This window comes from Latilactobacillus fragifolii, assembly GCF_905332535.1.
Classification (GTDB): Bacteria; Bacillota; Bacilli; order Lactobacillales; family Lactobacillaceae; genus Latilactobacillus; species Latilactobacillus fragifolii.
Genome location: NZ_CAJOCF010000011.1, coordinates 1 through 17,929, shown reverse-complemented (window position 1 = coordinate 17,929; position 17,929 = coordinate 1). Strand labels below are relative to the sequence as shown.

The following is a 17,929-nucleotide window of genomic DNA, read 5'->3' as shown; positions in this document are numbered from 1 at the left end:
TTTTTACATCGATTAGGGTTTAACCTTCAGTAATTTCTTTTTCTTTATCCTTGGCGATTTCGTCAATCTTCTTAGTTGCTTCATTGGTCAATTTTTGCACTTGTTCTTCTAAATCATGCATTTCATCTTCACTGATTTCGCTTGCTTTTTCAGCTTTTTTCAAGCTGTCCATCGCATCACGCCGGGCATTTCTGATGGCAACTTTGCCGATTTCAGCTTCTTTACCAACTTCTTTAGCAATTTCCTTACGACGTTCCCCAGTTAATTGCGGAATGACTAACCGGATTACGGAGCCATCATTGGCTGGTGAAATGCCCAGATCAGCTGTATAAAGGGCCTTTTCAATCGCTTCAAGGGCACTTTTGTCATAAGGGGTAATCAATAAGACCCGTGCTTCTGGAATTGTGATTGCGGCAATTTGGTTAAGTGGTGTCATAGCACCGTAATACTCGACATTCACACGGTTAACCAAGCTCGCATTCGCGCGGCCCGCACGAATTTGACCTAATGTTCTTTGTAATGAAGCTTCTGCTTTTTCCATGCTTGCTTTTGCTTCGTCTAAAATTGGATTTGCCATATTATTCTCCTCCTTCAATCGTTGTCCCGATGTTTGCTCCTTCAACAACTTTTTTAATATTGTTTGGTTCATTTAAGTTGAAGACAACCAACGGAATATCGTTGTCCATTGATAAAGTACTTGCAGTTGAATCCATCACTTGCAAGCCCTTATTAATAATGTCTAAATGGGTTAATGTGTCAAATTTAACAGCACTTGAATCCGTATTGGGGTCAGCAGAGTAAACACCATCAACGTTATTCTTAGCCATTAAGATGACGTCTGCGTCGATTTCAGCAGCGCGTAGGGCAGCCGTTGTATCAGTTGAGAAGTAAGGATTCCCTGTCCCACCAGCAAAAATGACAACGCGCCCCTTTTCTAAATGGCGAACGGCCTTCCGACGGATATAAGGTTCTGCGATTTGCCGCATTTCAATTGATGTTTGAACACGCGTTGGAACACCAATGCTCTCTAAATTATCTTGTAAAGCTAAGGCATTCATAACGGTAGCCATCATGCCCATGTAATCGGCTTGTGCCCGTTCCATCCCCATTTGTTCACCAGTTACACCACGCCAGATATTCCCACCGCCACAGACAATGGCAATCTGAACACCTAAATCGTGAACTGATTTGATTTCGTTTGCGACTACTTTAACAATTTCAGGGTTAATTCCGAAACCTTGGTCGCCAGCAAGTGCTTCACCACTCACTTTTAAGACGATGCGTTTGTATTTTGTATTTGCCATGATTGATATCCCTCCGTTGATTACTAGGCTCATTTTACCATATTTAACAAGTCATTGGGGTAAGCGTCGTTGAAATTACTAAAATTCTTAATGCCCCATCAAAAGCGCGCTCGAAAGCCTCCCACGCCAGTTTCATTTGGGTGCTTATTTTCTCCGAAAAAAAAGGAGCGCTAGATGCGTTCCTTTTTAAAATAAAAATAAGTTTATTTGATTTGGCCCATGACTTCATCAACAAAGTTATTTTCTTTTTTCTCGATCCCTTCACCAACAGTGAAACGAACGAAACCTTTAACGCTACCGTTCTTAGATGCAACAAATTGGGCAACCGTTTGATCTGAGTCCTTGATGAAAGCTTGATCGTTCAAACTGATTTCTGACAAGAACTTGTTAACGCGCCCTTCAACAATCTTAGGAATGATGTTTTCTGGTTTGCCTTCGTTCTTTGTTTCTTCAGTTAATACTTCCCGTTCGTGAGCCAATGTTTCGGCCGGAACATCTTCGCGAGAAACATATTGCGGGTTAACAGCTGAAACGTGCATTGCAACGTCATGGGCTGTTTCATCATCAGCGCCTTCTAAAGTAACTAATGAAGCGATTTGGCCACCATTGTGTAGGTATGCGCCAAAGTGGTCGCCATCATTTTTTTCAACTAATTCAAAACGACGGAAGCTAATTTTTTCACCAATTACAGCAGTTAAGTTGATTACTGCGCTGCCAATTGTGCCTTCGCCCATTGGTAATGCTTCAGCAGCAGCCATGTCAGCTGGTTTGTTCTTAGCAATTGTTTCAGCAATATCTTTCAATAAAGCTTTGAATTGGTCGTTTGAAGCAACAAAGTCAGTTTCTGAGTTCACTTCAACGATTGCAGCCGTGTTGCCATCGATTGCGATGCCTGCTAAACCTTCAGCAGCAATCCGGTCACTCTTCTTAGCAGCCTTTGCCATCCCTTTTTCACGTAAAGCATCGATTGCTTGTGCAACGTCGCCGTTACTTTCTACAAGGGCTTTTTTAGCGTCCATAATCCCAACGCCTGTTTTCTTACGTAATTCCATTACTTGTGCAGCTTTAATTTCAGCCATCATTCATACCTCCGACAATTTATATTCAATACAACTGGTTTAAAAAAAGCTGTCCCACAAGTCAGGCAGTATTTGCGAAACCTCTAAGACAGCTTATTTGAATCTACTATTTAGCGTCAGTGTTAGTATCGTTGTCGCCTTCAACTGCTTCAACGATTTCTTCCATTGAGTCTGCTGGTTTGTTTTCTGCAGCAAATGTAGCTTCTTCAACATCATCTTCACCTTGACGGCCTTCGATGATAGCATCAGCCATTTTAGCAGTGATTAAACGAACAGCGCGGATAGCGTCATCGTTTGATGGGATAATAACATCAATATCATCAGGATCTGAGTTAGTATCAACCATAGCAACGACTGGGATATTTAATTTTTGGGCTTCCTTGATAGCAATGCGTTCTTTACGAGGATCAACAACGAACATTACATCAGGAATGCGTGGCATATCTTCGATACCGCCTAAGAATTTTTCAAGTTTTTCTTGTTGTTTCTTCAACAAGGCAACTTCTTTCTTAGGTAAACGATCAAATGTCCCATCTTCGTCCATTGCTTTAATTTCTTTAAGACGTTTAATCCGTTTTTGGATTGTGTCCCAGTTTGTTAAAGTCCCACCTAACCAACGGTGGTTTACAAAGTATTGACCTGCACGTACTGATTCTTCAGCAATTGCATCTTGTGCTTGTTTCTTAGTACCAACGAATAAGAAGACACCATCATTAGCAGCTTCTTCTTTAACAAAGTCGTAAGCATCGTCAACCATGCGAACTGTCTTTTGTAAGTCGATGATATAGATACCATTTCTTTCAGTAAAGATAAATTTCTTCATTTTTGGGTTCCAACGACGTGTTTGGTGACCGAAGTGAACACCCGCTTCTAATAATTGTTTCATTGACAATACAGCCATGTCAACAGACCTCCATATGGTTTTTTTCGACCACTGATTTCACTTTTTTAGAGAACTTGTCGCCAAGCACCTCTCTAAAAATCAATCAGTGTGAATTATTTTTGGTATTGAAATACCGTTTAAAAGTATACTAAAAATAACAAGGCACGTCAACAAGAACTTATGCGCTTCCCAACTGTTTTTGATAGCGCGTGGCATCTTGTAATTGATGATCTACAAATGTCGCACCATTCAGGGTTTCCATTGCTTGGTACCCCGCATTTAGGGCAACTTGCTGGCTCGCCACATTATCATGTGCAACAACGATACTCAACTGATCTAGTTCCAGTTCACTAGCCGCGTAGCGTTCAATAGCTGCTATCGCGCGATGCATGATGCCCTGCCCACGAAAAGCTTCGTCTAACCAATAACCGACTTCACCCGTGCGATGCAAATTATCGATATTATGGACGTCAATCATCCCAACTAACTGATGATCCTTCCAAATCGTTGCCATCCACAATGCTTGATGCGCCATTTGTTGCTGCGCATATTTTAAAAAGCTGAGTTCATCGGCCACTGATTCAATATCAGCAACCCACGTTAACCATGTATCGAGATTAGCCCGATTTTGGTGCACTAACTGAAATAATGCTGGCGCATCTGCTACCGTCACTGGTTGCAAATGAATGTGTTGATCGACAACTAACTTTGGTTGCATATTGGTCACTCCATTCTAAAATTCAGTCCTTGAAATCCCGCGTTCGATTAAATACTGTTCTTTTTTGCGGCGGGTTTGGTGTTTGAACGCGTACTCCGCTTTAAGTGCCGCCGATTTATCGCTAAACGTTTCAAAATATAATAGGCGTACTGGTCGCCGTCGTTTCGTGTACTTCGCACCTTTGCCGGCATTATGCGTCGCTACCCGCTTGGTGACATCGGTCGTAAAGCCCCCATAAAAACTATGATCAGCACAGACTAACACATAAAAATAATAAGCTTTCTCAGTCATCGTCAGTCATGAATAACTTCGTGCGCATCTCTGGTGTATAGTTGCTGTCTTGGTCATAAATCGTCAGTTCCGGAAGCATTCGTAGCCCCCCTTTTTTACCATCTTTGACCGCTTCAATTAACACCATATTTGCTTCTTTACCTACTTTGGGGTAAACAAATCGCACGCGTTTGGGTTCCATCCGTGCTGCCCGCAGTTCATCACAGATTTCTAAGAACCGTTCTGGACGATGCACTAAATAACCTTTACCATTCATCTTCAATAAGCCGCTCATGGTCTGGATAACGGTGTGCAAATTCGTTGCAATCTCATGCCGCGCAAGTGCCAAATACTCGTTGGGATTTTTTTGACTATTTGGTTCAACCTTAAAATACGGTGGATTACAGGTCACAATATCAACGCTATCTTTGTGGATTTTACTGTTGACGTCTTTCAAATCCATATTGAGCATCGTCATTTGATCAGTTAAGTCGTTCAGTTCGATTGACCGTTGAGCCATATCGGCCAAGCGTTCTTGAAGTTCAACACCGATAATCTGGCCATTTGTTTTAGGACTCATGAATAAACCGACCGCCCCATTGCCGGCGCATAAATCGACAATCGTTCCGCGTTTGGGCAACTGTGCAAAATCAGCCAATAATACCGCATCCATTGAATAGGAAAAAACGGATGGGCTTTGAATAATTTGAATATCTAAGCGAAATAATTGGTCAATCCGCTCATCTGCTTTTAACATCGTTCTACCTTCAACCTCATTTGTATTTAGGCATATTATAACAAAGAGTATCATTATTTGGTATAATGAGCAGATACTAGTCATGTTTGAAAGGAATCTAGCCTATGTTTTTCTCATTTGCACGTTTTATCGTCCGGCTCTTAGCCTGGTTATTGAATGGCAATCTGACGGTCGAAAATAAAGAAGTCCTCCCTGAAGGCACTTACGTTTTAGTTGGCCCGCACCGGACTTGGTGGGACCCAATCTTCTTTGCCCTTGCCGCTAGCCCCCGGAAATTCACGTTCATGGCAAAGGAAGAATTATTTAAAAACCCAATTTTACGGTTCATCTTAACCCATGCAAACGCCTTTCCTGTGAACCGAACAAACCCTGGCCCATCAGCCATTAAAACTCCAGTTAAAGCCCTCCGCTCAAAGGAACTTTCATTAATCATGTTCCCCACTGGTAGCCGCTACTCAAGCGAACTCAAAGGCGGAGCGGTCGTGATTGCCAAGATGGCACGGGTGCCACTTGTGCCGGCGGTCTATCAAGGTCCATTGAAATTCTCTGATGTTTTAAAACGGAAAAAGATTACGATTCGCTTCGGTGAACCAATTCCAATTGATCCAAAATTAAAACTCAACGAAGCGAATTTAGAAGTCGTCAATCACCAAATGCAAGCCGCATTCGACCAAATTGATCACGAAATTAACCCTGATTTTAAATATGAACTACCTGATAAAAAGTAATAAAAAAAACTGCTAGATGACACTATCATCTAGCAGTTTTTTTATCGTGCGCTATTCTTAACCGCGTTTGTAATCAACAGATACGCAATAACTAATGCCCCTGCAATCCAGCCAAAGTGTGCTGGAATTGCTTGGAAATCAACGGCTTGTCTGAGGGGGGTCAATACTAGAATGCACCCAATCGACAAACTAATTAAGCTTCCCAAGTAAACGCGCCAATTTGCATGGTCTTTTAGCGGTGACGCTGGGGTGCGCAATACATAAACCACTAGCATCTGGGTGAATAGCCCGACCACAAACCAACTTGCTTGAAAGGCCCCTTGTTGAGCTGGCGTTTGCAGGCCAAATCCAAACCAGAGAATCGCAAAGGTCACAATATCCACCATTGAGCTCAATGGGCCTAGCATAAAAGCACTCTTCAATAAGCCTTTTGTTGCCCATTGGGTTGGTTGGCGCAATTGTTTTTCGGCAACCCGGTCCCAAGGTAGCCAGAGTTGGGCGACATCATACAGTAAATTCTGGACAAGAATTTGTAGCGATAACATCGGTAAGAATGGTAAACAAATGCTGGCAACCAACACGCTTAAAACATTGCCTAAATTAGAAGCTAACGTAATCCGAATGTACTTATACATATTAATAAAGACCCGTCGTCCTTCGAGCACCCCGTGTTCTAAAACGTTCAAATCTTTTTCCAGTAGAATCACATCACTCGCATCCTTTGTGAGGTCCGCGGCATTATCCACTGAAATCCCGACGTCTGCTTGTTTCAAAGCGGTCGTATCATTGATACCATCGCCCATGAAGCCGACGACTTCCCCTTGTGCTTGCAATAGGCGAATGAGCCGCGCTTTTTGAAGGGGCGCCAATTTGGCAAATAATGCTTGCTCGGTTAACAACTCGCTAACTTGCGAATCTGTTAACGTTTCTAGCATCTCACCCGTGGTAACGGCTAAATTCGCAATTCCCACTTTTTGGGCCACTTGCTGTGTTGTTAAGGCACTGTCACCCGTTAAAATTTTGACCGCTACATGATGGGCTTGTAGCTGTTGAATGGCCGTAATCGCCGATTGCTTTGGTGGGTCCAAAAACCCTAGAAAACCGGCGAAAATCAAGCCTTGATTGCCAACGTGGTCAATTGCCGCCGTCTCTGCTAAATCATCTTGATAAGCAACCGCCAGCATCCGCATCCCCTGCTGTGCTAATCGGTCATGCACCGCCACTAGGTTCTGCTTTTGCGCTTCAGTAAGGGGTTCAATTTGATCAGCTAACCGGACTTGGGAACACGCGGCTAGCACTTCTTCAAAAGCCCCTTTTGTCACTAATTGATTCCCAGCGGAGTTTTTAAGCCAAACCGTTAGCCGCCGCCGCTCGAAATTAAACGGAATCTCGCCCAGTTTTTGATATGGGAAGTGATCATTAGGTTGATCTTGTTCATAATAATGAATAATCGCTTCATCCAAAAGGTTCTGCCAACCAGATTGGCCCTTAGCATTCAAATACGCCAAGCGCAAAACTTGTACATCCCGCACACCTAAAATATCCGCATAATACATTAATTTAATATGATCTTCCGTCAACGTTCCCGTTTTATCCGTACATAAAACCGACATCGCCCCTAAATTTTGAATAGCTTTCAGTTGCTTGACGATGACCTGTTGTTGACTCAAAACGATACTGCCTTTTGCCAAATTACTATTGACAATCATCGGTAACATCTCAGGCGTCAAACCAACCGCCACAGCGATTGCAAAGAAAAATGACTGTTGCCAATCCCCCTTAGTGACACCATTAATTACAAATACAAAGGGTACCAAGACAAGCATCATGCGGATTAATAACCAACTAATGTGTTTCAATCCCGCATCAAATTGGTTCGTCCGTGACTTAGGCTCAGTGGTTACAATTGCGCTAAAACAAGTCGCTTGGCCCGTGGCAATCACTAGCGCGGTCGCTTGGCCATTGACCACGGTACTCCCCATCAACAATAAACTCGCCATATCTGCCGCATGCGTTGCGTCTGTCGTTGACGTCGTTATCTTTTTGCTCACAGGTTTCGATTCACCTGTCAAAGAAGATTGATTAATTTGTAAATCATGACTTGCCAGCAGTTTTAAATCAGCATTAATCAAATCACCCGTTTGCAACTGCACAATATCCCCCGGCACCAGACTTTGCGCTGCTACCTCAGTTGGTTGGCCCGCAATTAAAACCCGGCTAGTCTTTGCCAACATCGCTTGTAACGCAATACTCGCTTGCTCAGACTTGCGCTCTTGCACGAAGCGAATACTACTAGACACAATAATCATGATGAGCATGACGATTGCGCCATCAAGATCACGACTGAGCCATGAAATGGTCATTAAGACGGCTAAGACGCCGATAAATGGATCTTGCACACTCTGCCAAATCGCACGTAACAACGAACGCTGTTGCCACTTTTGAATCGTATTTTCACCATAGGTTTGTAACCGGGCTGTTCGCTGTTGCTGTGACAACCCCTTCTTATCAGTTTCAAAATGTTCTAAACTTGCTTCTGGCGTTAATTGATTAATCTGATTGAGTGTCAGTTTAATTGTCTTAGCCATCATAATCCCTCCCGTTCGCAGCTTATCCGCATAAAAAAAGGCATCCTCAAAGAAAGGATGCCTCACAAGAAAAATAAGCCATTCCAATCGTTGAGCTTTAGCACTATATGACGTAGAACTTTGTTCAGCTACATTAGAAAAAGCCTTCAGGGCAGTTTCAGTTGACTCAATTGGCATCTCTCGATGTTTCTGAGCAGCAGCGTTTGTTCATATAGGAGCCTCACCTAACGGATTAGCGTTATCAATAGATTTAATATTTATATCCTTATCATACCAAATCGCCTTCAAAATACAATCAATCAGGCTTATTGAAAATATTTATTTAAGAATTGCGCAACTTTTTTCCGATATGTCGTTGGTTGTTTGTCTAAAGCTTCACCATGGGCTGCCCCCGGAACCACCCAGAGTTGTTTGGGGGCATTTGCCGCTTTATAGTTTGTGTACACCATTTTAGTTGGTACAAATTTATCTTGATCACCATGAATCATAAAAATTGGCAGTTTCGATTGAGCCAAACTCTTAGCGGTATCGCCATCATTGAAGTTATAACCGGCACGAATCCGGGCCATCCAATTCGTTGTGTAAAATAGTGGAAATTTCGGTAACCCAAAGAGATCTTTTAGTTGGTAAGCAAGCTCGTCGCCGATGCTATTATAACCACAATCTTCAATCACTGCTTTGACTTGCTTGGGTAATTTTTCACCCGCCGTAAACATGACCGTCGCGCCACCCATGCTGACCCCGAAAAGGGCAATCTGACTATCCTGGCCATTTTTAGCGACAATTTTTTTAGCCCACTTAACGTAATCCAAGCGATCCGGCCAACCATAGCCAATAGCATTGCCTTCTGATTCACCGGCTGCACGGTCATCGGGTGCTAGAACATTGTAACCAAGATCATGATACAGGTGGATATAGCGCGCCATGTCCTCTTTTTTCCCCATATATCCATGCGCCACAAGAATCGTTTTGTTGGTTGGCTTGGCCGCAGGCACATAAATTGCCATTAGTTTCAAATGATCTGTTGCAGATTGTTGCTGCCATTTTTCTTGCTTAACAGTCTTCAACCAACGTTGATTGTCTTGATAAACTTTCGATGGTTGTCCACTGTTTAAAAATGATTTTTGCCCTGGTACAAATGCGTATTGGTACATATACGTGGTGGCACCAAATATAACGACCACCACTAAAACAACAACGCTAATTAATGACCATTTTAGCCAGCGTTTTTTTTGCATAAGTTAAATGCCTCCTGATTAATTGATAATAATGGAAAAAATCCTTTTGAAACGGGCTTTTTCAATTAATGATTCGAATCTGCCGTTTCAGTCACACTTTCACCATTTTGAAGTTGATACATTTCGTAATAACGGCCTTTTTGTGCCACTAAGCTCTCATGATTACCACGTTCGACAATCCGACCTTGATCCAAAACTAAGATTAATTCAGCGTCGCGAATCGTTGACAGACGGTGTGCAATGGCAATACTTGTCCGTCCTTGACGCAATCGCGTCAGATCATTTTGAATCATGGCTTCCGTTTCCGTATCGATATTAGCCGTCGCTTCATCCAAGACCAAGATTTTCGGGTTTGTAACCAATGTCCGCGCAAACGAAATTAATTGGCGCTGCCCACTTGAAAATTGAGCACCACCTTCAATTACACGAGCATGATATTGGCCGGGTAACTGTTCAATAAAATCAGCCGCCTGCACAAATTCAGCCGCCGCACGAATTTGGGCATCCGTAATCGCTTGATTAAACAACCGAATATTGGACGCCACATCGCCATAAAACATGAAAGCATCCTGGAGAACCAGCCCCATTTTACGCCGCAATTCTGCCGTCTGAAAACTCCGAATATCATGTCCGTCAATCAGAATCTGCCCTTCATAAAATTCATAAAAGCGCATCATGACGTTAATAATTGAACTTTTTCCAGAACCAGTATGCCCCACTAAGGCCACTGTCTGGCCAGGTTCAACAACAAAGGATATGTCATGCAAAATTTCATTTTTTCCATCGTATGAAAACGAAACATGCTTAAATTCGACGCGTCCTTCAGTAATTTCATTTGCAGCATCCGCATCTTGAGCCGGTGCGTATTCATCTTGATCGAGAATTCGAAAAATCCGCCGACCAGCAACCATCCCATCTTGTAATGACGATAAGGAATCCATCATATTGGTCATTGGGTTAAAGAAGTTCCCAACATACGTTGTAAACGCATAAACCAAACCTGCCGTGACAAAACTATGTAAGGCTGATACGCCAAACAAGCTCAAGACAACGACTAATGCCAATGTATAGAGTAAATTTACAATCGGTGCGAGCAACAACGAATTCGTCCGAATCATGGCTTCTCGCGTTTTCAAATATTCTGCGTTAACTTGTTCAAACTCATCAGTCAAGCGTTTTTCCTGCCGGAATTGTTGAATGATGGTAATCCCTTCAATTGATTCGTTAAGCTTGGTGTTCAACTGACTTAATTTTTCGCGCATATGGCGGTATACCCGCGCGCTATAACTACTGTAATACCAGATGACAATTAAAAGCACTGGTAAAAAAGCAGCCGTTGCAAGGGCAATTTTAGGTGAAATCAACCACATCGCAATGAATGCTGAGATAATTGAAAACGACCCTACCAACAAGGACAAAAAGACGTTCCAATAATCAATTAAGGTCATCGTATCGTTAGTCACCCGTGAGACAATCGAGCCTGCAGGCGTCTGATCAAAATAACGCATCCCTAACTGATGTAATTTCTGAAATAAATCACGGCGGACATCTTCCATCGCGCGTTCTGCCCCCATCCCAAAGAGAAAGGATTGGAAAAATTGGGTAATGGCTTTGAGCATCACCCCTAATCCGTACAGTACCGCAACCCCCAATAAAATCTGAATAGTCGCCCGCTGATGAGCCAAGTAACGATCCATAAAGACTTGTAATAATCGTGGTAATAAAATATTGATGGTCGCTAAACCAGCAGCGGCCACAATTGCTCCGATAAATTGGCCCTTATAACGTTTGGTATAACCAAAGAGCCGTTGCATGATATGCAGTTGTTCTTTTAATGGAACCTTTTTAGTCCATTCTGATTGATATTGCTTAGCCACCTTACGCACCTCCTAAGGCTTGACTTAGTTGTTGCTTCAGCCACATTTCAGCATACCAGCCATCTTCAGCCAATAGCGCTTCATGTGTACCGCGTTCGATGATCTGTCCGTCATCCATGACAATGATTTCATCGGCATGCATGACGCTACTCAAGCGGTTAGCGGTGATAATGGTTGTTTGATCAGCGCGCATTGTTTTCAAATTCATTAGAATTGTTTCTTCAGTCTTTGCATCAACCGCTGATAATGAATCATCTAAGATTAAGATTTCTGGGTCGGTCATCATCGCCCGCGCAATCGCAATCCGTTGCTTTTGCCCTCCCGATAGCGACACACCACGTTCGCCAACGACTGTCTCATAGCCCTGGGCAAACGTTAAAATATCATCATGTACCGCACTTGCAATGGCTGCATCCTCAACGGCCGCTTGACTACGGTCAAAATCAGCAAACCGAATATTATCGCGGACATCGGTTGAAAACAAGAAGTTATCTTGCGGAACATAACCAATACTATCAAGCAAGGCATCCAGCGAATAATCACGGATATCGTGACCATCAATTTGAATCACACCTTGGTATTGATCGTATTCACGTAGTAATAATTTAATCAGCGTGGTCTTACCAGAACCAACCTTGCCAACAATTCCTAACGTTTTACCTTGTGGGAGTGTAAAGGCGACGTTCATTAATGTCGGTTGTTTATCACCCGGATACGTGAATTTTTGAACGGCATAATTGATATCGCCCGTCGCTGGTGTTTGAATCGCGTTTGGTGCTTCGATAATGGTACTAGTTTCTTTTAAAAGCTGATCGACTCGATCGTAACTGGCATTTCCTCGTTCCAAGACGTTAAACAAGCGACCAATCGCAAACATTGGCCAAACAAGTGCCGCAATATAACTAATGAACGAAATCAATTGACCAATTGAAATACTGTGATGCATAACCAACGTACCACCGTAAATGATTGTTACGATGTAAGTTAACCCAATAATCAAACTGATAGCAGGATCAAACAACCCGTCAATCATGTTGACACGTTTATTAATTGCAATCGTCTTTGTAACAATCTCGTTAAAATCGGCAACATCCGCTTCTTCTTGACCAAACGTTTTTAAAACTTTAATCCCGGAGACACTTTCTTGCGTTTTGTCGTTCAATCGCGAAAAGGCCGCCTGAGATTGGCCAAACGCGGTGTGTAAGTGCGCGCCTAACTGCCGCGAAGCAACAGCCAACAGCGGCATTGGAATCAAAGCCATCAAGGTTAAGCGCCAATCAACGAAAATCACCATCGCGATAATGGTTGTCCCGCCAGTGATGATGGAATCCGCAAATGTTAAAATCCCAGCACCAGCGACTTGTTGAATTGCGGTTAAGTCATTGGTTGCATGGGCCATCAAGTCCCCTGTCCGATGTTTTTGGAAGAACGTGGTGTCCATCTTCATAAAATGCCAAAATAATCGACTCCGCAATGTTCGTTCGAGTTTTGCCGCACCGCCCCAGATTCGGGTCCGCCAACCATATCGGAATAGATATTGTAAAATCGCGGCACTCAATAAAATGCCGAGCCACATGATTAATTTTTGTGGCGTTAATTGGTGCGTGTCGATTAAATCGACCAAGGTGCCAATCACTTTTGGTGGTACAATTTGGACCACTGCCACGAGGACTAAAAAGATTACGCCCCATAGATAGCGGCGGGATTCTTGTTTAAAATACCACCCCAATTTTTTAAAAATTCCCATGCTGTACTCCTATTCTCTAAAATTCGATAAGTCCTATTATAACAATCTTAGTTAAGCCGGACAATCATTTATATTTTGGTAATTATCCTGAAAAAAAAGAGGTTCTAACAAACGTCTTGTTCGTTAGAAACCCCTTTTAAAAATTGGCTTGCTTATTTTATTTTTTGTTGCTACGTCTTTGTTGTGCTTTCATTGAACTCATCATCTGATTTAATTTCTTCTCAGATGGTTTTTGCCCCATTTGCATCATCATCGCTTTTAACATTTCTTCGTTAATTGGTGGATTGTCTTGGAAATACTTCTTCATGTAAGCACGTGCGCCAAAGAAACCAGCGACTGCGCCTAATAAAGCGCCAATGACAAATAATAAAATGCCTAATCCCATATCTTATGCACCCCTTCCTAATTCAGTTCACTTAAATAGTTTACACATATTTAACGCAAAAAGAAAGCGGAATTCTAAGATTAATCGTCGCGCAATCCTTTTTTCCGTTGGATATCTTTCACTTTTTCAGGTGTAACTTCCTTGCCTTCTTTGTCGTACACTTGTAGCATCTCAACTTGTGAACGGAAACTTTCACGGAAATCCTTTAAATAGGCCTCGCGCAGTGTTTGTCGTTCAGCTGTTTCAGCATCAGTTAACCCTTCATTTTTTGCTTTATGTGCTAATTCGTTAATTCGATCTAATCGTTTTTGGTCCATTGCCATCTTGTTTCCTCCCCTTCAAACTATTTGTCCATTTTGGACTAAAATCCGTAAAATGTCAAAAAACACGAACACTTGTTTGAAATCCCGCTATAGGTATGCTACCATATAGCTATTAGAACAAATGAGGTGCTCTTATGACGAGAACAGAATCCAAGCAATTAGAGGTCTTACGTTTTATCCATGACCGCGTTCAAGATAAAGGTTATCCGCCAACGGTTCGTGAAATTTGCGAAGCCGTTAATTTATCCTCCACTTCTACCGTTCATGGCCATTTAGCACGCCTTGAGAAAAAGGGCTTTTTACAAAAAGATCCTACTAAACCGCGGGCCATCGAATTAACCGCAGCTGGTTTAACAGCCATCGGCGCATCACAGCAGAAGATTCCCGTTCTCGGGGTTGTTACAGCTGGGGTCCCTATTTTAGCCGTTGAAGAAGCGACCGATTATTTTCCCATTCCACCAAGTCTGCAAACTGAACAAGATTTGTTCATGCTGACGATTCGCGGTGAAAGTATGATTAATGCTGGAATTTTAGATGGCGATGAAGTTATCGTGCGTAAACAAGCAACCGCTGATAACGGTGACATTGTGATTGCGATGACCGCCGAAGATGAAGCAACGTGCAAACGTTTTTTTAAAGAACCTGATCACTATCGGCTACAACCAGAAAACGATCTATTTGAACCCATTATTTTGAATGAAGTTAGTATTTTAGGAAAGGTCGTTGGTTTATACCGGGACCGCATATAATGAATAGCAAAAAAGGGCCCGCCATGATGGCGGGCCCTTTTTTAAACTTAACGTGCTTTCTAATGTAGCTTCTTGCGCCTTAACCGATCAGATCCGTTATTCACTGGGCCAAGTATCCTCAGAAGTTAACCGCATCAGAAACCACTCATTTCTAATAATCCATTAATTTGAAGATATCGTAGTCTTTAATTTTTTCGCGACCGTTTAAATCGTTTAGTTCAATTAAAAAGGCTGTTCCGACAACAATTCCGCCTAATTCTTCAACCATTTTGATGGTTGCCGCAATTGTCCCACCTGTTGCAAGTAAATCATCTGTCACCAACACTTTTTGCCCGGGTTTCACCGCGTCTTTGTGCATGTATAATGTTGATTTACCGTATTCTAAACCATAGCTAGCCGAAACGGTTTCCCGTGGTAATTTCCCTTTTTTTCGGGCTGGTGCAAAACCTACGCCTAACTTGTAAGCCACTGGACAGCCGACAATGAATCCGCGGGCTTCAGGGCCAACAATCATTTCGACCCCCTTGCTCTTTGCGTATTCGACGATTTTGTCAGTTGCTGCTGCGTATGCTTCCCCATCCGACATTAAAGGTGAGATGTCCCGAAATGTGACACCTTCTTCAGGAAAGTTCGGCACACTTGCAACGTAATCTTTAAAGTTGATTGCCATTTTTAATTCGCTCCTTAACTCATTCAACGGTTTGCTACTGATTGAAGCCTGCCAGCCAGTCTTTCATCTCCGCGAAGGTTGAGTAAACAAGCTGCTTTTCCATGTCAATTTTAGCTAATCGTTGTTGATAACTCGGCGCACTTTCTAATGCGTGTTTTGCCGGTTGTTTCACGGCCGAAATGAGACCACGTTCTATTTTAACAAATCCCAACTCAAAAAACACCTGCAACATAAAAATTAATAGTGGCAATTTAATTTTTAGATAGGTTGCTAATTCCCCTAAGCGCGCTTTTTCAATTCCTGGATGTTGGCGTAAGTAAACCAAGAAAGTCGCAAACTGTTGTTTATCGGGAATCCCATCTAAATATGCAGAATACTTACTGTAGAAGATAAAACTAATTTTGGTCGCTTGTTGTCGTTGATAAAAGGTTGCAAATTCAACTAAATCTGCCGGTTCGTCAACCACAATCAACTCAGCTTGTTGCGTCACATCAGTCGCTAAGATTGCTTGACTGCCTGCTGGGAGATAACTTTGTAACTGTTCCAAATACTGCTTGTTGAAAAAGACATAGGTCCCACTCGCTTTAAACAACTGCGGCGTCAACCGATTACTCCGCTGATCAATTAAAACTTGCCCACTTATTTGTAAATCCTTAAGCATCAATTGTAACGTCGTATTACCCCGCCAAGTATTTTCACTGACTTGACCAACTAATCGCAACTGTTCAGCCGCTTGTAACTCTTCATACAACGCACCGCGATTAAATGCTAAAACTGCTAACTGAGTGTCGCGATCGACTGCCGTAAATTTCAAATGTTTCTGATCAGCACCAATTTGCTTAACATCGCTTACTGTTGGCACCGTCACTTCAATCAGCGGTTCTGGATTGTCAGTCCCATAGGGCGCTAATTGACTGATGGCTTGATATACTTCTGGGGTAATATCAGCTAATGCAAGTTGTAAATCAACGGCCAAGGTTGGCTTAGTCGTTAAATCAATCTGATTATCGGCTGCATAGGCATTCATTGCTGTTTGCAAAGCCGCCAACTGATTGACGGGCATCGTTAACCCAACGGCCATATGATGTCCCCCAAAATGCGTTAGCAACGTCCGTTTTGCATCAAGCGCTTTAAAGAGATGATATGCTTCGACACTTCGTCCGGAACCCTTAGCTTGGCCAGTGGCTGGATCAATGGCGAGTACCAAGGTTGGTTTGCCGGTTTGTTCAACAATATGACTCGCCACAATGCCTAGCACACCTTCATGCCAACCTTCATGAGCCAACACTAAGGTCGCACTTGATTGGTTCTCAGGCGTCTGCGCCATTTCGCTAGCTGTCGCGGTAATTTCTTGAACGAGCCCTTGGCGTTTTTTATTCTGTTGTTCGACAAATTGAGCCTGTTCAACTGCTTGTTCCTCGTCAAACGTTGTTAATAGGTTGACCCCTAAATTGGCATCACCTAAACGACCAATCGCATTCAAGCGGGGCCCAATGCCAAACCCGATTGATGTTGCGTCAAGCGTTTCTTGGTCTATCTTCGCTGATTGACAAAGTGCAACCAATCCAGGCCGACTTGTATGTTGTAATTGCTGTAACCCGAGGCTGACTAAAACCCGATTTTCATCAGTTAGTGACACTAAATCACAGACCGTCCCAATCGCCACTAGGTCCAAACTCTCGTAAGGTACTTCTTCCAATAATGCTGTCGCCACTTTAAAAGCCACGCCAACCCCACATAGATCGCCAAAGGGATACTGTCCCTCTGGATGACGAGGATGAACAATTGCCGTCGCATTTGGTAATTCACTCGGTAATTCATGATGGTCTGTGACGACCACATCGACACCGTGTTCTTGTGCGTAGGCAATTGGCGCTAAGCCACTAACCCCGTTATCAACCGTTACAATTAATTGGGTACCATTTTCAACAAGTTGCTGATAGACAGCTAAATTAGGTCCATAGCCGTCTGTAAAACGGTTGGGGACATAAACTTCAACATCGGCGCCCAAACTTTCAAGTGTTTCTTGCATCAGTGCAGTACTCGTAATTCCATCGGCATCATAATCACCATATACTGTAATTTTTTCGCCACCCATCACAGCTGCCTGGATTCGATCGACTGCCGTTTGCATGTCATACAATGCGTATGGATCATGTAATTGCCCGACATTCGGATGCATAAACGCCTCAATTGCTTCCGGTGTTCGGATGCCTCGTTGCCACAACAATTGTGCTGCGGCTTTGGGGAGTGCTTCAACTGCCATAATTGCTTGTAAGTCTTGGTCAGTTGGTGTTGCTTTTAATTGCCATTCATATTGTGCTTCCACATTAATCCCTCGCTACTTCCAAATCATTAACTTACCCATTATAGCAAAGATTATTATATTTCGTTTAATAATCCAATCAAGGCTTTTGTTTATCGGCCCAGATGATATACTGTTAATTGATACACAAGGTTATTACATAGGGGGAACAACCATGACAGTTTTAGTACTAGGTGGTGCGGGCTACATCGGCTCACACACCGTTGATCAATTAATCCAACGCGGCACAGATGTGGCCGTTGTCGACAATCTTGTTACTGGCCATCAAGCAGCCGTTAATCCACAAG

The 17,929-nt window shown here is 42.9% G+C and carries 18 protein-coding genes and 1 riboswitch; of the genes, 3 read left to right on the top strand and 15 right to left on the bottom strand.

The genetic code is table 11. The annotated features are described in order from the left end of the window. Positions 1-19 precede the first annotated feature (19 nt). The 7 genes from frr to J7Q78_RS09440 all read right to left on the bottom strand — a co-directional run bounded on the left by frr (position 20) and on the right by J7Q78_RS09440 (position 5,011). On the bottom strand, positions 20-577 hold the full coding sequence (gene frr / locus J7Q78_RS09470) for a ribosome recycling factor (protein ID WP_154244272.1): 558 nt from the start codon (positions 575-577) through the stop codon (positions 20-22). Between the two features lies 1 nt (position 578). Beyond that, complete coding sequence (gene pyrH / locus J7Q78_RS09465; RefSeq protein ID WP_154241687.1) at positions 579-1,304, bottom strand: UMP kinase; 726 nt, start codon at positions 1,302-1,304, stop codon at positions 579-581. Positions 1,305-1,507: 203 nt separating this feature from the next. After that, positions 1,508-2,383: a translation elongation factor Ts gene (tsf, locus tag J7Q78_RS09460; RefSeq protein ID WP_154241686.1), complete on the bottom strand. Its 876-nt coding sequence runs from the start codon at positions 2,381-2,383 to the stop codon at positions 1,508-1,510. 106 nt (positions 2,384-2,489) lie between these two features. Continuing rightward, complete coding sequence (gene rpsB, locus J7Q78_RS09455) at positions 2,490-3,284, bottom strand: 30S ribosomal protein S2 (protein ID WP_208423151.1); 795 nt, start codon at positions 3,282-3,284, stop codon at positions 2,490-2,492. Between the two features lie 160 nt (positions 3,285-3,444). Then, entirely contained in the window at positions 3,445-3,984 is a 540-nt protein-coding gene (locus J7Q78_RS09450) for a GNAT family N-acetyltransferase (protein WP_154241684.1), read from the bottom strand. Positions 3,985-3,999: 15 nt separating this feature from the next. After that, a complete protein-coding gene (locus tag J7Q78_RS09445) occupies positions 4,000-4,275 on the bottom strand; it encodes a GIY-YIG nuclease family protein (protein ID WP_208423150.1) in 276 nt (91 codons plus the stop codon). Beyond that, the gene (locus tag J7Q78_RS09440) at positions 4,268-5,011 is read right to left on the bottom strand and encodes a tRNA1(Val) (adenine(37)-N6)-methyltransferase (RefSeq protein WP_208423149.1); all 744 of its coding nucleotides are present in this window, start codon (positions 5,009-5,011) and stop codon (positions 4,268-4,270) included. The genes J7Q78_RS09445 and J7Q78_RS09440 overlap by 8 nt, the downstream gene beginning before the upstream one ends. A gap of 104 nt (positions 5,012-5,115) precedes the next feature. Here J7Q78_RS09440 and J7Q78_RS09435 point away from each other — a divergent pair, with 104 nt between their 5' ends. Continuing rightward, complete coding sequence (locus J7Q78_RS09435; RefSeq protein WP_154241681.1) at positions 5,116-5,739, top strand: lysophospholipid acyltransferase family protein; 624 nt, start codon at positions 5,116-5,118, stop codon at positions 5,737-5,739. 41 nt (positions 5,740-5,780) lie between these two features. On the opposite strand, the gene mgtA is transcribed toward J7Q78_RS09435, so the two are convergent. From mgtA to J7Q78_RS09405, 6 genes are all read right to left on the bottom strand, one after another. Beyond that, on the bottom strand, positions 5,781-8,327 hold the full coding sequence (gene mgtA / locus J7Q78_RS09430) for a magnesium-translocating P-type ATPase (RefSeq protein ID WP_235688099.1): 2,547 nt from the start codon (positions 8,325-8,327) through the stop codon (positions 5,781-5,783). A 75-nt stretch (positions 8,328-8,402) separates the two neighbouring features. Next, a riboswitch (M-box (ykoK) riboswitch) is annotated at positions 8,403-8,566 on the bottom strand. Between the two features lie 66 nt (positions 8,567-8,632). Then, complete coding sequence (locus J7Q78_RS09425) at positions 8,633-9,565, bottom strand: alpha/beta hydrolase (protein ID WP_208423147.1); 933 nt, start codon at positions 9,563-9,565, stop codon at positions 8,633-8,635. A gap of 65 nt (positions 9,566-9,630) precedes the next feature. Beyond that, a complete protein-coding gene (locus J7Q78_RS09420) occupies positions 9,631-11,379 on the bottom strand; it encodes an ABC transporter ATP-binding protein (RefSeq protein ID WP_235688100.1) in 1,749 nt (582 codons plus the stop codon). Positions 11,380-11,443: 64 nt separating this feature from the next. Next, a complete protein-coding gene (locus J7Q78_RS09415) occupies positions 11,444-13,189 on the bottom strand; it encodes an ABC transporter ATP-binding protein (RefSeq protein ID WP_208423145.1) in 1,746 nt (581 codons plus the stop codon). A 157-nt stretch (positions 13,190-13,346) separates the two neighbouring features. Then, positions 13,347-13,574 (bottom strand): YneF family protein, encoded by a 228-nt coding sequence (locus J7Q78_RS09410; protein WP_208423144.1) that lies wholly within the window; start codon positions 13,572-13,574, stop codon positions 13,347-13,349. 80 nt (positions 13,575-13,654) lie between these two features. Next, positions 13,655-13,897, bottom strand: coding sequence for a DUF896 domain-containing protein (locus J7Q78_RS09405; RefSeq protein WP_154241675.1), 243 nt, complete (start codon positions 13,895-13,897; stop codon positions 13,655-13,657). 134 nt (positions 13,898-14,031) lie between these two features. On the opposite strand from J7Q78_RS09405, the gene lexA reads away from it, so the two are divergent. Next, positions 14,032-14,646: a transcriptional repressor LexA gene (gene lexA, locus J7Q78_RS09400; RefSeq protein WP_154241674.1), complete on the top strand. Its 615-nt coding sequence runs from the start codon at positions 14,032-14,034 to the stop codon at positions 14,644-14,646. A gap of 151 nt (positions 14,647-14,797) precedes the next feature. Here lexA and J7Q78_RS09395 read toward each other — a convergent pair whose 3' ends face one another. Both J7Q78_RS09395 and recJ read right to left on the bottom strand, forming a co-directional pair. After that, positions 14,798-15,316, bottom strand: coding sequence for an adenine phosphoribosyltransferase (locus tag J7Q78_RS09395; protein ID WP_154241673.1), 519 nt, complete (start codon positions 15,314-15,316; stop codon positions 14,798-14,800). A gap of 34 nt (positions 15,317-15,350) precedes the next feature. After that, positions 15,351-17,645 (bottom strand): single-stranded-DNA-specific exonuclease RecJ, encoded by a 2,295-nt coding sequence (recJ, locus tag J7Q78_RS09390; protein WP_208423143.1) that lies wholly within the window; start codon positions 17,643-17,645, stop codon positions 15,351-15,353. Between the two features lie 151 nt (positions 17,646-17,796). On the opposite strand from recJ, the gene J7Q78_RS09385 reads away from it, so the two are divergent. Beyond that, positions 17,797-17,929, top strand: a 133-nt coding sequence (locus J7Q78_RS09385; protein WP_208422284.1) for an NAD-dependent epimerase/dehydratase family protein, incomplete at its 3' end; no start/stop codon positions are given.

Excerpts from the sequence above, each read along its gene's own strand:
- frr (WP_154244272.1), bottom strand. The coding sequence starts at position 577 with ATGGCAAATCCAATTTTAGACGAAGCAAAAGCAAGCATGGAAAAAGCA.
- pyrH (WP_154241687.1), bottom strand. The coding sequence starts at position 1,304 with ATGGCAAATACAAAATACAAACGCATCGTCTTAAAAGTGAGTGGTGAA.
- tsf (WP_154241686.1), bottom strand. The coding sequence starts at position 2,383 with ATGGCTGAAATTAAAGCTGCACAAGTAATGGAATTACGTAAGAAAACA.
- rpsB (WP_208423151.1), bottom strand. The coding sequence starts at position 3,284 with ATGGCTGTATTGTCAATGAAACAATTATTAGAAGCGGGTGTTCACTTC.
- J7Q78_RS09450 (WP_154241684.1), bottom strand. The coding sequence starts at position 3,984 with ATGCAACCAAAGTTAGTTGTCGATCAACACATTCATTTGCAACCAGTG.
- J7Q78_RS09445 (WP_208423150.1), bottom strand. The coding sequence starts at position 4,275 with ATGACTGAGAAAGCTTATTATTTTTATGTGTTAGTCTGTGCTGATCAT.
- J7Q78_RS09440 (WP_208423149.1), bottom strand. The coding sequence starts at position 5,011 with ATGTTAAAAGCAGATGAGCGGATTGACCAATTATTTCGCTTAGATATT.
- J7Q78_RS09435 (WP_154241681.1), top strand. The coding sequence starts at position 5,116 with ATGTTTTTCTCATTTGCACGTTTTATCGTCCGGCTCTTAGCCTGGTTA.
- mgtA (WP_235688099.1), bottom strand. The coding sequence starts at position 8,327 with ATGGCTAAGACAATTAAACTGACACTCAATCAGATTAATCAATTAACG.
- J7Q78_RS09425 (WP_208423147.1), bottom strand. The coding sequence starts at position 9,565 with ATGCAAAAAAAACGCTGGCTAAAATGGTCATTAATTAGCGTTGTTGTT.
- J7Q78_RS09420 (WP_235688100.1), bottom strand. The coding sequence starts at position 11,379 with ATGCAACGGCTCTTTGGTTATACCAAACGTTATAAGGGCCAATTTATC.
- J7Q78_RS09415 (WP_208423145.1), bottom strand. The coding sequence starts at position 13,189 with ATGGGAATTTTTAAAAAATTGGGGTGGTATTTTAAACAAGAATCCCGC.
- J7Q78_RS09410 (WP_208423144.1), bottom strand. The coding sequence starts at position 13,574 with ATGGGATTAGGCATTTTATTATTTGTCATTGGCGCTTTATTAGGCGCA.
- J7Q78_RS09405 (WP_154241675.1), bottom strand. The coding sequence starts at position 13,897 with ATGGCAATGGACCAAAAACGATTAGATCGAATTAACGAATTAGCACAT.
- lexA (WP_154241674.1), top strand. The coding sequence starts at position 14,032 with ATGACGAGAACAGAATCCAAGCAATTAGAGGTCTTACGTTTTATCCAT.
- J7Q78_RS09395 (WP_154241673.1), bottom strand. The coding sequence starts at position 15,316 with ATGGCAATCAACTTTAAAGATTACGTTGCAAGTGTGCCGAACTTTCCT.